We start from the raw sequence: 15,587 nt of genomic DNA, 5'->3' as shown, positions 1-15,587 counted from the left end.
CTTGAGCGTGATCCGCTGGAGCTTGACAGCCGGAGATCAGTATCCTTTATAACTGATGGTCACTATCCATGGTGGTGGTTCGCCATGATCGTTAACTCAATCTCAGTCTGCGCGCCCGCAGCGATGCGGAAGTACGGGCAAACTCAAACGGTGCTTGCGACGTGCCATGGCCGAGGATACGCGCCAGCGTGGCGAGCACGGTCGGCTTATCGTCGTCGAAATCGCCGTGGTGGCGTGCCGTGGAATGGATGGGGGTGCCGTCCTCGGCGGTGTTCGGTGAGCGTACCCAGTCGGCTTTGCCGTTCTTGAACAGTGTAGAGAGTTCCTTGTCGAGACGGACGAATTTCTCCATCCCCAGGATCGGCTCGCCATCTGGCTGGAATAGCGGGATGCGCACCCGCTCTTCGAAGGCGTTGGACACCAGATACAGCAGCGACTTGTGGTAGACGTTGGCGCAATTGTCGTCCTGTTCCACCTGGTCGGTGAGGGTAAACAGGGCAAAGCGCTTGATGTTGCCGCTTTTGACCGCCGGCAGGTAGGTCTGCTTGAACAGATCGACGGTGCAGGCGGGTGCCCACAGGGTGCAGGTTTCGACCTTGCGCCCCAGGCCGGTCGCTCCGCTCATCGGGCCGGCGGCGATTTTTCCCTTGGTGGTGATCAGCTGGATAATCGGTGCATTGAAAATGCTGCCCGCGCTGTGACCGGCAAAGTGGATTTCGATTGATGAATCCTGCGCCAGCAGCTGGTTCAGGTGGCCAAGCGCGATGCGTGCTCCACCATTCTCCTTCATCGTGGCGAACACACCATTTTCCTTCATCTCGCTCCACATCGCCTTGCCGCCCAGCATCCGCGCCAGAGGTTCGAGTGCATCGTCGAGCCGGTTGAGCATGAAGTCTTTGGCCGCATCGAGCAAACCTTCCGGGCGGCGCCGGCTGTGGGCGTCTTGCAGAATGTTTTTGATCGTGGTCCAGGCGTCGGTTTTCCAGCTAAAGGCCAGCGGGTACACTTCCTGCTCCAGCAGCGCATTGCGGTAGTCGGCGACGCGCTGGATGGCTGATTCCTCGTTCACCAGTCCGCCGTGGGCGTAGATCAGCAGGCGTTTCTTTTTCCAGCTTTGGGTGACGCGCAGGAAGTCCTTCTTGATAATTTCCTCCACGTCGCTAGCCGTGGTGCCGAAGGTGCCGCTGGTACGTAGCGCTCCGTCGTTGCCGATGCTGATGATGTGCGGCCGCAGATCGGGATAGGAGTAGGCCTTGGCGCGCGCGATGCCGGCGTGGCGTGGCGCGACGCCCTTGGCGGCAGTTTCCAGTATTACCGGCGCGCCCAGCCGGGCCACCCACACGTCGGTGCCGTTGGCGAGCCAGTCCTTGTAGGTGACCAGCGCATAGCCTTGCTTCCCCCAGTCCGGGCCCCACGAATTCTGGATCCAGAAGCCGCGCTCGTCGAAGGCGACGATGGCGAACGCATGGCCGCCCAGTATCTCGTCCTGCAGCGGGATCACGCCATTTTCGCCCACTGCTTCCCATCCCGCATGCACGCTGGCGGTGGCGTACAGAATACCGACTTCAGCCAGCGCCGCGTGCATCGCCACCAGATCCTGGTGGTTGACGCGGAAGTAGGCTCCCAGCGGACGCCCGGTGGCGTCTGCGAGGCGCGTCTCGGTCAGTCGCGGGTCGGGTTTTTTTGGGTCGTAGGGCCACACCGATGCGGCGCACACCCCATGCTTGTGCCAGCCCTTCATCGCGCCGCGCGCGCTGGAGCCGTCGTATTTTTCTCCCGGCCATTCGTCGTAGCGCTTGGCCATTTCATACAGCATGCGCGGGCTGACCGAGTCCTTGCCCTTTACTTCCTTGCGCTTGCGCAACAGGTAGTTGGCCACGGTTGCCAGCCCGAAGCCGGTACACGCGCCTTCCTGGCCCTGGTTGAGTATGGGCACTTGCACCTTGGCATAGTTTTCGAGGGGGATGTGCTTCGGCACTTCGATCAGCGTCGCCTCGTACATCTTGTCGCGAAAATCCATCGTGTCCGGTCGGACGTTGTAGACGCGTTGGGGAGTCTTGATTTTCTTGCCAGCAGCCATGATTGTTCTCCTTACTTGGTTAACGTGATGCCAAACTGTTCTTCCAGGTTGTAGCGGACGCCGTGGACGATGCCTTCGCCATTGGCGATGCATAGCTTCCTCGTTCTGACATCTTCGACCCAGCGCGAGTTGGCCGCTTCGGCGCGTCGGTTGGCGACGATTTTCATCTTCTCCATCTCCAGCGCCGCGCGTGGCAGGCCGGTTGCAAGACTGGCGAAATCTGCCAGTATCTGTGCCCTGGTAAGATCCCGGATACTGCCGTTCTGAACCTTGATATCGAACATCAGGGCGGCGGCGCGTTGCGACCAGAGGCCGAAATCGGAACACAGGTCGAGCGCCGACTGGTACAGCGTCGCCGCGTATTTTTGCTCGATCGTCTGGAACTCTCCGGTTCTCCCCAGGCTTTTGAACATGCCGCGCCAGGGTTCGTTGATGGTGTGCCGGACCGGGTGCTGGATGCTGGCTGCGAAACTCATCAACTCGCGTTTGCCGCCGTTCAGGGCCGTGGTCAGCACGTCATGCTGTTGCCGGAAAATGGACTGAACGATATCGGGGTGTTGCACTATCATCTCCTTGAGCAGCGGCTGAAGCGAACCCTGGCCGAAATTCCACTGGCACACGCCGAAGCTGATGCCCTGGCCATCGAAATTGCCAGAGAGACCAGCAAAGCAGTCGGGAAAGCCGGAATTGGTTTCGAACGCGCCGGTCAGCGCCAGGCAGCGATAGGCCAGGGGTTTGGAAAACAAAGAGGGGGCTGGAATTTTGGCATTGAACAGCGCCTTCCAGGTAATGGGGCCGATGGCGCCATCCACTTCGAGACCGGCTTTCTGCTGGAAAGTTTTGACCGCTGCTTCGGTGCCGCCGCCGAAGGCGCCGTCGATCGGGCCGCGGTAAAGCCCCTGAGTTTGCAGCTTTACCTGGATTTGTCTGACTTCTTCTCCGCTGGAGCCGAGCCGGTAAGTGGCCATGTCGATCCTCCTCCTGATTTTGTAATTAGTATCAATATAGTCAACTTTTGGAGACCTGCCAGCTATCAGGCCGGGCTGGGGATGCATCAAGAGAGATTGGCGGGAGGGTGATGCGTTTCCGTGCTTATTCAGCTCGCTGTCTGGTGTCAGTCAAGGGCGTTGACAGGGAAGACCCGCTCACTTTCTGGTTTTTAATACAGCTACCAGATCCAGGCAATCTACCCGGTTGCGCACGATCAGCGAGCTGACCACGCCGGCGGCCAGGATGACAAGGGCGGCGTAGGCATAGGTGCTGGAGGTGATGACAACCGGGAAGGTGATGGTCTCGGCCGTCATCATGGAGACGATCAGTACCGACAGCAGGTAGCCCAGCCACAGACCGAGCGGAATCGCCAGCGCGATTTCGATATCCAGCGCGCGCAACGCCGGTACCTCCGCTTCCCCCATGTGGTCAGTCTTGGTCAGGCCGCGAGCGACGAATACGATTATGGGTGAGGGCTTTATGTACAGGGATTTCTTATATTCAAATATAGTAAGTATCGCACTGTTTTGGAAATTCAATGACCTAGGTAAAAAGGTCATTAGACCTGAAAACCCGGCATGAAATAGCGGTTGCGTTTTGTCAACTGCGATACTAGAATTAGTGGTAACTTGATAGGCCAGACACAAGATGTTGTGGATATGTCAGGAATATGCAGTGGATATGTTGTGGACAAAACAGCCAAGACATACCGATGTATCGCAATAATAAAACCGGAGGATAACCACCCATGCAGCTTGCTACCGATTCCGTTTCACCTTCCCCTTTTGCAGCATCGAACTTCGGTTCCGGCGAAGCCGTGACGGGGACTGAATCCCTTTATACCCAATACCGGATCATCCGCCGTAACGGCTCGGTGGTCGGTTTCGAGCCCGCCAAAATCTCGATTGCACTGACCAAGGCGTTCATCGCTGTCAACGGCGGCCAGGGCGCGGCTTCTGCGCGTGTTCGCGAGGTCGTCGCCGCGCTGACCGAGAGCGTGGTGTCTGCCCTGATGCGCCGCCAGCCTAACGGCGGTACGTTCCATATCGAAGATATCCAGGACCAGGTCGAACTGGCGCTGATGCGCTCCGGCGAACACGACGTCGCCCGTTCCTACGTGCTGTACCGCGAGCAGCGCACCCAGGAGCGCGCCCGGCAGAAGCTGGAGCAGCCCGCTGCCGCGCCGCATGTCATCAACGTCATAGAAAATGGCCAGACCTCCCCGCTCGACATGGCGCACCTCAACGCGCTGCTGCAATCGGCCTGCGCCGGACTGGGCGAGGCCGTTACGCCGCAGCCTATCCTCGAACATACCCTGAGGAATCTGTACGACGGCGTGCCGATCGAGGAAGTGGGCAAGGCGGCCATCCTCTCCGCCCGTACCCTGATCGAGAAAGAACCGGCCTACAGCTACGTCACCGCGCGCCTGCTGCTCGACACCATCCGCAAGGAAGTGCTGGGCGAGACTACCAGCCAGGCCAACATGGAGACCCGTTACGCCGAGTATTTCCCCGACTTCATCAAGCAGGGTATCGAAGCCGAACGCCTCGACGAGCGTCTGGCGCAGTTCGACCTGAAGCGCATGGGCGCCGCACTGGTGGCATCGCGTGACCTGCAGTTCGGCTACCTCAGCCTGCAAACCCTGTACGACCGCTACTTCCTGCACATCGACGAGCGCCGCATCGAGCTGCCGCAGGCGTTCTTTATGCGTGTGGCGATGGGCCTTTCGCTCAACGAAATCGACCGCGAAACCCGCGCCATCGAGTTCTACAACGTGCTCTCCAGCTTCGACTTCATGAGCTCGACGCCGACCCTGTTCAACTCCGGTACACGTCGCTCGCAGCTTTCTTCCTGCTACCTGACCACGGTGAGCGACGACCTCGACGGCATCTACGAGGCGATCAAGGAAAACGCGCTGTTGTCCAAGTTCGCCGGCGGCCTCGGCAACGACTGGAGCCGGGTGCGCGCGCTGGGCAGCCATATCAAGGGCACCAACGGCAAATCCCAGGGCGTGGTGCCGTTCCTGAAAGTGGTCAACGACACCGCCGTGGCGGTGAACCAGGGCGGCAAGCGCAAGGGCGCGGTGTGCGCCTACCTGGAAACATGGCACCTCGACATTGAGGAATTCATGGAGCTGCGCAAGAATACCGGCGACGACCGCCGCCGCACCCACGACATGAATACCTGCAACTGGATTCCGGACCTGTTCATGAAGCGCGTGATGGAAGCCGGCGACTGGACCCTGTTCAGCCCGAACGACGTGCCCGACCTGCACGACCTGTTCGGCAAGGCGTTCGAAGAGGCTTACACCGCCTACGAAGCCAAGGCCGAGCGCGGCGAGATCAAGCTGCACAAGAAGGTTCCCGCCCTGCAGCTGTGGCGCAAGATGCTCACCATGCTGTTCGAAACCGGCCATCCCTGGATCACCTTCAAGGATCCGTGCAACATCCGCAGCCCGCAGCAGCATGTGGGCACGGTACACAGCTCCAACCTGTGCACCGAGATCACGCTCAACACCAACGAGCACGAAATCGCGGTGTGCAACCTGGGTTCGGTCAACCTGGTGGCGCATCTGAAAGATGGCGTGCTCGACACCGCCAAGCTGCAGCGCACCGTGCGCACCGCGATGCGCATGCTCGACAACGTCATCGACATCAACTACTACGCCGTGGCCAAGGCGCGCAACGCCAACCTCAAGCACCGCCCGGTAGGCATGGGCATCATGGGCTTCCAGGACTGCCTGCACGCCCTGCGCGTCCCCTACGCCAGCCAGCCTGCGGTCGAGTTCGCCGACCGCAGCATGGAAGCGGTGGCCTACTACGCCTACATGGCTTCCACCGAACTGGCCGAAGAGCGCGGCCGCTACGCTACTTTCACCGGTAGCCTGTGGGATCGCGGCATCCTGCCACACGAGTCCAACGCCCTGGTAAAAGAGGCGCGCGGCGGTTATCTGGAGCTGGACGAGTCCGTCACCCTGGACTGGGAAGCCCTGCGCGCCCGCATCCAGCAGTTCGGCATGCGCAACTCCAACTGCCTGGCGATCGCGCCGACCGCGACCATCGCCAACATCGTCGGGGTCTCCGCCAGCATCGAGCCGACTTACCAGAACCTGTACGTGAAATCCAACCTGTCCGGCGAATTCACCGTGGTTAACGATTACCTAGTGGAAGACCTGAAAGCGGCCGGGCTGTGGGACGAAGTGATGATCTCCGACCTCAAGTATTTCGATGGCACGCTGGCCAAGATCGACCGCATCCCGGCCGAACTGCGCCAGCTTTACGCCACCGCCTTCGAGGTCGACCCAAGCTGGCTGATCGAAGCCGCCGCCCGCCGCCAGAAGTGGATCGATCAGGCGCAGAGCCTGAACATCTACATCGGCTCGCCGTCCGGCAAGAAGCTCGATGAAACCTACAAGCTGGCGTGGCTGCGTGGCCTCAAGACCACCTACTACCTGCGTAGCCTGGGCGCCACCCACGCCGAGAAATCCACCTCCAAGGCCGGCGCACTGAACGCCGTGCCGGTGGACGGCGGGATAGTGGCGGAAACCCAGTTTTGTTCGATTGACAATCCTGAGTGTGAGGCATGCCAATGACGAACGCTCATGATTGCGGTGCAGGCTCACATTTCGCCGCAGGCGCAATGTTATGCCGTAGCCACAACCCCGAGTGCGAGGCTTGCCAGTAAAAGGCTTTATTCACCGCAAAGGACGCAAGGTTACGCGAGGTAAAGCAATATAAACCTTCGCGTCCCTTGCGGTGAAATCAAGAAATTAAAGGAGACAATAATATGCTGAATTTCGAAGACACCACTCCAACCAGAGCCGCCGCCCCTATGCCACAAGACACGCCACAACCCGCCGAGCCCGTTTCCGCTGCCCTCACCGGCATCCACGACACCCGCCGCATCAAGGCCGAAGATAAGCGCATCATCAACGGCGACGCCGACGTTAACCAGCTGGTGCCGTTCAAGTACAACTGGGCCTGGCAGAAATACCTGGATGCCTGCGCCAACCACTGGATGCCGCAGGAAGTGAATATGAACCGCGACATCGCGCTGTGGAAAGACCCCAACGGTCTGACCGACGACGAGCGCCGCATCGTCCTGCGCAACCTCGGCTTCTTTACCACTGCCGACAGCCTCGCCGCCAACAACATCGTGCTCGGCACCTACCGCCACATCACCGCGCCGGAATGCCGTCAATACTTGCTGCGCCAGGCATTTGAGGAGGCCATCCACACCCACGCCTACCAGTACATCGTAGAAAGCCTGGGCCTGGACGAGGGCGAAATCTTCAACATGTACCACGAGGTGCCGTCGATCCGCGACAAGGACGAGTTCCTGATTCCGTTCATCGACACTCTGTGCAACCCGAACTTCAAGACCGGCACGCCGGAAGACGACCAGAAACTGCTGCGCTCGATCATCGTCTTTGCCTGCATCATGGAAGGCATCTTCTTCTATGTCGGTTTCGTGCAGATCCTGGCGTTGGGCCGGATGAACAAGATGGTGGGCGCCGCCGAGCAGTACCAGTACATCCTGCGCGACGAGTCCATGCACCTGAACTTCGGCGTCGATCTGATCAACCAGATCAAGATGGAAAACCCGCATCTGTGGACGCCGGAATTCCGTGTCGAGATCGCCGGCCTGATCAAGAAGGCTGTGGAACTGGAATACGCCTATGCCGAAGACACCATGCCGCGCGGCGTGCTCGGCATGAATGCCTCGATGTTCAAGGAATACCTGCGCTTCATCGCCAACCGTCGTTGCCAGCAGATCGGGATCGACCAGCTTTATCCGGGGGCGGAAAATCCATTCCCGTGGATGAGTGAGATGATGGATTTGAAGAAGGAGAAGAACTTCTTTGAGACTCGGGTTACCGAGTATCAATCTGGGGGGGCTTTGAGCTGGGATTAAGGCTCGGTCAGGAAGGCGCAGGAGACTGCGCCTTTTTTGTTTTTGAATTGGAGCTTATATCTATTTAGCCCTCATGAGCAGACCTTATGAATAGCCAGTTATTGTTCGCGGACTATTTCGGCATAAACCAAGCCGTTATTGACCAATATGGTGCCCTCAACATCTGCTTGGAGGCTGATCTTCCTCTGTTCATTGATCCTTTCCTGCTCTTCGCTTCCGACAAACCTGAGTACCAATCTTTGCATGATCAAATTGTCGGTCATCTGATCAACCTAAAGAAACATGCGGTAACCAATCCTGGGGCAGGCCTAAATTTATTTCAGTTCCCGGAAGTCAGACAGAACTGGCTGGGCGTATGCAAGTGGGGAAACAATGGGAAGGGACTAGGACCGAAATTCGCCAATAATCTTATCAAAGCCTTCAACGGGTTCTATTCAAACTTTGGCGATGAAACAGTCACGTCTTCGTCACACATAGAGAAGCTTACGCTTGTTGGGTCCGGCATCGGACGTGACTTCATCAGCGATTTCACGACAAACTTGATGCTTGAGTACCTGCTGAACTACTCGCAGGATTTTGCGAGATCACATTTAGACGCGAAGCAGCGCAAAGTTTTTTCCGTTCGCTGTGCGTTTGATGTGGACTTGATGGTTTGGAAACCGAAGTGCTTTGAACTTCCGTACTTCTATAAAGGAGATAGAGAAGAAGACTTCATACTCCTTACGCCAATAGACATCCTCACAAAGGATGATGCCTTCATCTGCCATGGCGACTTTACAAACAACTTTAGGCAGATAACAAGCGCACTGGATAATTCATCTCTGCGGGGCGCAATTAACCTGTATTTTCAGAAGAGGCTTCCAACAAACCCAAGGAAGGAAGATATTGAACGAGCCATAGATGCAACGGTCCAGAAGTATCCAGAAATCCTTGACTATTACATCCGCAACAAAGAGAGCAATCGAAACAATGCAGTAGCGTTATCTTCGGAGAAGGTTAACAAGCTAAGAGCGGAACTGCTCGCAACGCTTGTCGAGTTCTGTGAGCACGTAGTCAGCAATAGTAACTTTTACAGCATCCCTCCGAATAGTTATCAGGAAGCATTGAAACGAGTTCGCTATTTGAAACAGGTCATCGAAGACAATGATGGCTATAGAATTTTCTATAAAAATGGCAAGCCAATAGCTTCGGAAGACACCATACAACGAATATTTCGGTTGACTTGGTTCGCCTCTCCGATAGATGTTAATGCTGAAGTCAATAATGGTCGTGGGCCGGCTGATTATAAGGTGTCCTACGGTAATAGGGACTCCACAATCGTCGAATTTAAGCTTGGAAGTTCGACATCTCTGAAGAAGAATTTGCTCAACCAAACCGAAATATACAAGAAGGCCTCAAAATCCATATCCGATATTAAGGTCATTTTGTGTTACACGAAAGCTGAGATAGCTAGGGTTGGGCGGATCATGAAAAGCATTCAGCAGGAAGGAGCAGAGAATGTCATTGTTATTGACGCAACCCAAAAGATCTCAGCGTCCAAGGTATAAGCTAATGGCTAACAATGCTTTGCAGATGACGTTCTGCCCGCGTAGGGCGCAATAAGCGAAGCACATTGCGCCGGATGTTTGGGGGTGCGCTATGCGCACAAATGCTTAGATGCCGGGGGCTGCCCGGCAGCAGGTTACTTTATTTTGCTTGTCCAAAATACAAGTAACCAAACAAAAAGACACCCTGCCGCGCCGGCCCTGCGGGCTACCTTCGGTTTGACGGCCAAATTGGGCGGCTGCGCAACTCGCCCTGACAGCTTGCACAAACCGCAAGCTGCTGCGGAGCTCGGACAGTGCTCGCCTTCATCCCAATTTGGCCGTCAAACCGAAGCGGCGCAGAAGGGGATTTAGGTTTTGTGGGCGAGGTCTCGCCGTTGTCCCCCTCACCCCAACCCTCTCCCCACTGGGGAGAGGGGGCAGGTGTTGTGGGGTTGTTGGGTTCCTTCCCCTTCAAGGGGAAGGCCAGGATGGGGATGGGGTGGTTTTGATGTTCGGTCCCCTTGGGCCGCCGTCGAGTAGCGCAGACGAGCCGGGAGATTTCTGCGAGGACTGTCTGAGCGCAAAGCGCGAGTTCCGCAGCAGCCCGGCTTGGTGAGCAACGCAGGGAACCCCGAAGGGGCGGTGGAGAGGGGCGGCTTTCTTTGGTTACTTTCTTTAGCCGTTTAAAGACAGCAACTAGCCCGCCGGGCTACCCCCGGCACCCAAATAATCGGTGCGCATGGCGCATCCCACAAAACCAGAAAGCCACAACCAAACAACCATGACTACTAAACCCAAATCCCTCCTCGCTGTAATCGAATTCATCACCCACGGCCGATTGCCTGATCTCTACAAGCAGCTCGGTTTCGAAGTGACAACCGAGTGGCGGGTGCGCAAGGCGGTTTCGCTGGTGCGCAAGCTGAAGCCTGACGTGATCGTGGCGGATTTCTATTTCCAGTCGGATTTTCGCGATCGCCTGAGCAATCTCGAATCCCTGCTGGCGACGGCTCAGCCGTTCAAGGACACCCGGATACTGGTGCTTTACGATCCGCAGGATACGCATGCGCTGGACCGGGTGCGCCAGCGCATGCACATCGATGCGGTATTGCCTACGCCTGTTTCTGACGAGGCGATCAAGGCTGTGCTGAGCGAGTGGCTATAATCCGGGCTGAATAAGAAACGATCATGTCCATAAAATTGTTCTCTCTGCATAACGTGCCCGATGACGAGGCCGAAGAAATCCGTGAATTATTGCGCAGCAATGAGCTCGACTTCTACGAGACTCCCGCGGGAAACTGGGGCGTATCGCTGCCTTACCTATGGCTGCATGATGAGAATCAACTGGAGAAAGCCAAAGTGCTCATCGATCATTACCAGCAAGAACGGCTGGTCAAGGTCAGGGAGGAATATGCACAACTCGAACAAATGGGAAGGCAGCGAACGTTAGGTGATGTGATCAGGGAAAATCCGCAACGCTTCTTTGTCTATCTGGTGGTCATTGCCACCGTACTGTATTTTTCCATCAAGCCTTTTCTGGATATCGGGAAATAGCGCAATGCAGCCCGGGTATCTGGGGGTATTGGCATTCTTCTGAGAGGCAGGCCGGAAGTCTCGCCGGTGCGCTCGTTCGATTGGCGCGCTTAATCCGCATATAACGACTTATTGGTCTGAATATCTAAATAATAGAAGCACTTGCATTTCAGAATGAGATGGGTATTCTTCAAATTGTAGGGTTTGCTGGATCGCTGGATCAGGGATTTGGCGGGTTAAATAAAATTAGAGTTGAACCGGAGAACAAGAAAACAGAAAGCTGTTGTTTCACCTAAAGGAGAACTGGAACATGAAAGACATATCCGATTACCTGTGGCGCATGTTTATGGCAGCTTTTCTTTGCCCTGTGGCCGCCACGTTCTGGCTGGCGTTTGGAAGTTTTGGGTTCGATCCGGGCAGGTTCATGCTGTTTATCGGTTCGCAGGGGCAGCACTATGTTGCTCTGGATAGTGACGGCCAGATGGCTTTTCTTTTCCAGGCACTCTTCGGCTGGGCCGCGCTGGCCTTTGTGTTCATGCTGATTTCTTTTGTGGTGAATCCGCCCCGTTTCCGTTATACCCTCAACAAGAAAAGCGGGAAAGCCGATGTTTCCGTAGTGCAATAAGCCTATCCAGGGTGCGTTCTGCGCACCCTGTCCATTTTCTCCCTTGTGGTTTACTGGGGACGTTTCTGACTTTTCCGGCCGGATTGCTGTTACTGTTGTTGCGTCGCTCGCAAAGTCCAATCCCGTGTCTGGTGCTATGCATTAAGCATGGGGTACAATTTCAGCCTGATAATATCCTCATTCATAATAGATAAACGTGGAACAAAACCCTCTCGGTAGATCCGGCATCATCAAACGCACACTCAAGCACATTTTCTTCGCATTTTTGATCCTGGCTTTTCTCGTCCTCGTCATACTGGGTATCCTTATTTTCAGGGAGACAGAATCATCGGCATTTCAGGCGGATTATCTGTCGCGGCTTGCCAAGGACCTGCGCTGGACAGTCAAGAGCGGGCCTAATCCGGGGCTGTCCATTCCACAGGCCGGGCCTTACGACGAGCGCCTGGGCTACAGCCGGTTGCCGGCCATGATCCCGCGCCTTGCGGGCCAGGGTTTCCAGGTGGGCGCTCAGGCACGGCTGTCGCCGCGCATGCAGGAGCTGGTCGATCTGGGATTGTTCATCCCCTACCGGGAAAAATCCCAGGCCGGTCTGCTCATCACGGATTCCAGCGGCCAGCCATTTTTCAAGGCGCTTTCCCCGGGGCGCGTCTACGAGAATTTCGAGGCGGTTCCTTCGATCCTTGTGAATAGCCTGTTGTATATCGAGAACCGCGATTTGCTGGACCCCAGCCACGTCATGAAGAATCCGGCCGTGGAGTGGACCCGGCTCGGAAAAGCCGTGCAGGACAAGGCGATCCAGCTTTTCCGTCCGGAACATGACGTGCCCGGAGGCAGCACGCTGGCCACGCAAATCGAGAAGTACAGACATTCTCCCAATGGCCTGACCCTCACTGCCAGCGACAAGCTGCAGCAGATCGCATCCGCTTCCGTGCGTGCCTATCTGGACGGGGAGAGCACGCTGCCTGCACGTCGGCGCATCGTGTTGAACTACCTCAACACGGTTCCGCTCGCCGCGGTTTCCGGGTTCGGGGAAGTGAACGGCATCGGTGACGGGATGTGGGCCTGGTATGGGTGGAACTTTAATCACGTCAATCGGACATTGCAGTCGATACCGGCGAGCGGTGCCGACCTGGGCGAATTCGCAAGGGTCTACAAACATGTGTTGAGCCTGATGATCGCTCAGCGTCGGCCATCGGCTTACTTGCTGAAAGAGCACAAGTCCCTTGAGGAGTTGACCAACAGCCATCTGAGGGTGCTGGCGCAGGCTGGCGTGATTTCGCCTGCGGTCAGGGATGCCGCCCTGAAGGTGAAGCTCCAGTTTCTTACCGCGGCAGTGCCGGAAGAAACCGGGGATTTCCTGCCCCGCAAGGCGGCCAGTGCCGTGCGTGTAAAACTGGCTTCCCTCCTGGGGTTGCCCCGTCTGTATGAACTCGACCGCCTGGACCTTTCCGTGCAAAGCACGCTCGACGGGGAACGGCAGCACAAGGTCACGGATATTCTGCGCGGTCTCAGGAAACCGGAGGCTGCGAGCGCTGCCGGGCTCTATGGCAGCCGGATGCTGGGCAAAGCCGATCCGGGCAAGATTATTTACAGTTTTACGCTCCATGAATTGACGCCGCAGGGCGCCAAACTTCGGGTTCAGGCCGACAATTTCGACCAGCCGTTCGACATCAACCAGGGCGCCAAGCTCGACCTGGGTTCCACTGCCAAGCTGAGAACGCTGGTGACTTACCTGGAAATCATCGAAAGTCTGCACGGACAATATGCATCTCTGCCCCCGAAAGAGCTGCGGCAAATTAAGGTGGAATCCGGTGACAACCTCACCCGCTGGGCAATCGACTATCTGCTGCAAGGCGGTGACAAAAGCCTCTCGGCCATGCTCGATGCTGCCATGGAGCGCAAGTATTCCGCTAACCCGCAAGAGCGGTTCTTTACCGGCGGTGGTGTACATGTCTTCCACAACTTCAAGCACGAGGACGACAGCAAGGTTATCAGCGTGCGCGAAGCCACCCGCTTTTCTGTCAACCTGGTTTATATTCGTCTGATGCGGGATGTGGTGCGCTACACCATGCACCAGACGCCGGGGGCGAATATCCTCAAGGACATGGACGACCCGCAGCGCCAGGAATACCTCAAACGTTTTGCGGACAAGGAAAGCAAGGAGTTCCTTATCCGCTTCTATCATAAGTACAAAGGCAAATCGGCAGCGGAGATCAAGGATATTTTCTTTTCCGGCATTCGGGTCACGCCGCGCCGGCTAGCAGCCGCTTACCGCTATCTTGAGCCGCAGGCGACCCTGGAGCAGTTCGCCAAATTCATGGAGTCTCGCCTGCCCGGATTCAAAGGTTCTGACGGTCATGCCTTGCGTGCCATGTATGAGAGCTACGGACCGGGAAAATACTCGCTGGCTGACCAAGGCTACCTTGCGAACGTCCATCCGCTGGAGTTGTGGTTGGTGCGCTACCTGAGCACTCATCCCGGCGCACAGTACAAGGATATGATCGCGGCCAGCAGCGCCGAACGTATTGACGTCTATGACTGGCTGCTCAGGACCGTGCACAGGAACGCGCAGGATGTCCGCATCCGCAGCCTGATCGAAGTGGAGGCCTTCCTGGAAATTCATCGTCGCTGGAAGCGGCTCGGCTACCCGTTCGATTCGCTGGTTCCCTCGCTGGCCACCGCCATCGGCAGTTCAGGGGATCGCCCCGCTGCGCTCGCCGAACTGATGGGCATCATACTTAACGATGGGGTCCGGGCTCCGCCAGTGATGATTGAAGGTATGCGCTTCGGTGCGGATACACCCTATGAAACCGTCGTCGAGCGCGCCCCCGTCAAAAACGAGCGTCTGTTTTCGCCTGAACTGGCGACTACGGTACGCAGCGTGCTGATCGACGTGGTGGAGGGAGGGACGGCCTCGCGCCTTGCCCACGCCATCGTGAGGGAGGACGGTACGCAGATCCCGCTGGGGGGCAAGACCGGTACCGGCGACCATCGCTACGTCACTTTCTCAGCGGCGGGCGTGATCAAGGAATCTCGCGCGGTGAACCGCTCCGCCACGTTCGTGTTCTTCATCGGGGATCGTTTCTTCGGCTCGCTAACCGCGTTCGTGCCTGGCGCAGACGCCAACGACTATGAGTTCACTTCGTCGCTTTCGGCGCAAGTCCTGAAGCACTTGTTGCCTACTTTGAAGCCGCTCACCGATACGGCCAGGCCCCTTCCTGAGCAACTGCGGATGGCGGCCGAGAAGAAAGGCAAGGCGAAAAAACCGGTGCCCGAAGCGGAGCAAAACGGCGATGGGGCGGTCAATTCCACGCAGCAGGCGGAGCCTGAGACGGAATAGCTGTCCGGCTTCAACTTGAACGCCTGCGCCGCTTACGCTATACAGAAAAATCCGGAAGTTTTGCGCTGCACGGAAATGCTGCCGTTGCGGGGCGATCATCGAGCCCATGCAGGGCCGACCAGCGAAAGGAATCCATGATGAAACGCATTCTGTTGCCCATGTTGTTGGGCTTGGCATTAACCGTGTCCGCAGCCGAAAACAGGGAAGAGGGCGCTCCGCCCAGGACGGACTCCGCCGATGTACGGAAAGAGACCGGGGAGGCCATCGATGCCATGACAGCCAAGGCCAGGCAGGAGCGCGACGAGTTCGTCGTCAAGGCGCAGAAGGAAATGGCGGAACTCAACCAGAAAATGGCGGAACTCAAAAAGAAGGCGAAGAAGCTTAGCGGGGAGGCGAAAGCCGAGCTTGACCGGCAGATCCAGAACCTGGAGCCGGAACTGAAGGCAGCGGAGCAAAAGCTTGCCGACCTGAAGACCGACACCAGCGAAAAATGGGAAGAACTAAAAGCCGGCGTTTCCGGCGCCATTGACCGCCTGAAGCAGTACATGCAAAAAACCAGGGAAGGCGACCGTTGATCCGGTA

Annotated in this window: 11 protein-coding genes; 8 read left to right on the top strand and 3 right to left on the bottom strand. The window is 57.0% G+C overall.

The window, feature by feature from the left end; translation table 11 throughout:
• Window positions 1–91: 91 nt before the first annotated feature.
• The 3 genes from SCD_RS10345 to SCD_RS10335 form a co-directional block, all read right to left on the bottom strand.
• Window positions 92–2,080: a C1 family peptidase gene (locus SCD_RS10345; RefSeq protein WP_009205098.1), complete on the bottom strand. Its 1,989-nt coding sequence runs from the start codon at window positions 2,078–2,080 to the stop codon at window positions 92–94.
• An 11-nt stretch (window positions 2,081–2,091) separates the two neighbouring features.
• Entirely contained in the window at window positions 2,092–3,048 is a 957-nt protein-coding gene (locus SCD_RS10340; RefSeq protein ID WP_009205097.1) for a peptidoglycan-binding domain-containing protein, read from the bottom strand.
• A gap of 177 nt (window positions 3,049–3,225) precedes the next feature.
• Window positions 3,226–3,495 (bottom strand): ABC transporter permease family protein, encoded by a 270-nt coding sequence (locus SCD_RS10335; protein ID WP_009205096.1) that lies wholly within the window; start codon window positions 3,493–3,495, stop codon window positions 3,226–3,228.
• 323 nt (window positions 3,496–3,818) lie between these two features.
• Between SCD_RS10335 and SCD_RS10330 the strand changes: the two genes are divergently transcribed.
• The 8 genes from SCD_RS10330 (at window position 3,819) to SCD_RS15765 (ending at window position 15,580) form a co-directional block, all read left to right on the top strand.
• Window positions 3,819–6,662, top strand: coding sequence for a ribonucleoside-diphosphate reductase subunit alpha (locus tag SCD_RS10330; protein WP_009205095.1), 2,844 nt, complete (start codon window positions 3,819–3,821; stop codon window positions 6,660–6,662).
• A 239-nt stretch (window positions 6,663–6,901) separates the two neighbouring features.
• The gene (locus SCD_RS10325; RefSeq protein ID WP_408645533.1) at window positions 6,902–7,984 is read left to right on the top strand and encodes a ribonucleotide-diphosphate reductase subunit beta; all 1,083 of its coding nucleotides are present in this window, start codon (window positions 6,902–6,904) and stop codon (window positions 7,982–7,984) included.
• Window positions 7,985–8,070: 86 nt separating this feature from the next.
• The gene (locus tag SCD_RS10320; protein ID WP_009205093.1) at window positions 8,071–9,531 is read left to right on the top strand and encodes a hypothetical protein; all 1,461 of its coding nucleotides are present in this window, start codon (window positions 8,071–8,073) and stop codon (window positions 9,529–9,531) included.
• Between the two features lie 760 nt (window positions 9,532–10,291).
• The gene (locus SCD_RS10315) at window positions 10,292–10,672 is read left to right on the top strand and encodes a hypothetical protein (protein WP_009205092.1); all 381 of its coding nucleotides are present in this window, start codon (window positions 10,292–10,294) and stop codon (window positions 10,670–10,672) included.
• A gap of 23 nt (window positions 10,673–10,695) precedes the next feature.
• The gene (locus tag SCD_RS10310; protein ID WP_009205091.1) at window positions 10,696–11,061 is read left to right on the top strand and encodes a DUF6164 family protein; all 366 of its coding nucleotides are present in this window, start codon (window positions 10,696–10,698) and stop codon (window positions 11,059–11,061) included.
• 289 nt (window positions 11,062–11,350) lie between these two features.
• A complete protein-coding gene (locus SCD_RS10305; protein ID WP_009205090.1) occupies window positions 11,351–11,665 on the top strand; it encodes a hypothetical protein in 315 nt (104 codons plus the stop codon).
• A gap of 196 nt (window positions 11,666–11,861) precedes the next feature.
• Window positions 11,862–15,005 carry a transglycosylase domain-containing protein gene (locus tag SCD_RS10300; protein ID WP_009205089.1) on the top strand — a complete coding sequence of 1,048 codons (3,144 nt, stop codon included), beginning with the start codon at window positions 11,862–11,864 and terminating at the stop codon, window positions 15,003–15,005.
• Window positions 15,006–15,139: 134 nt separating this feature from the next.
• The gene (locus SCD_RS15765; protein WP_009205088.1) at window positions 15,140–15,580 is read left to right on the top strand and encodes a sll1863 family stress response protein; all 441 of its coding nucleotides are present in this window, start codon (window positions 15,140–15,142) and stop codon (window positions 15,578–15,580) included.
• The last annotated feature ends 7 nt before the right edge of the window (window positions 15,581–15,587 follow it).

This window comes from Sulfuricella denitrificans skB26, from assembly GCF_000297055.2.
GTDB classification, from domain to species: domain Bacteria; phylum Pseudomonadota; class Gammaproteobacteria; order Burkholderiales; family Sulfuricellaceae; genus Sulfuricella; species Sulfuricella denitrificans.
The sequence above is the reverse complement of the archived record's forward strand: the minus strand, read 5'-3'. Positions and strand labels throughout refer to the sequence as shown.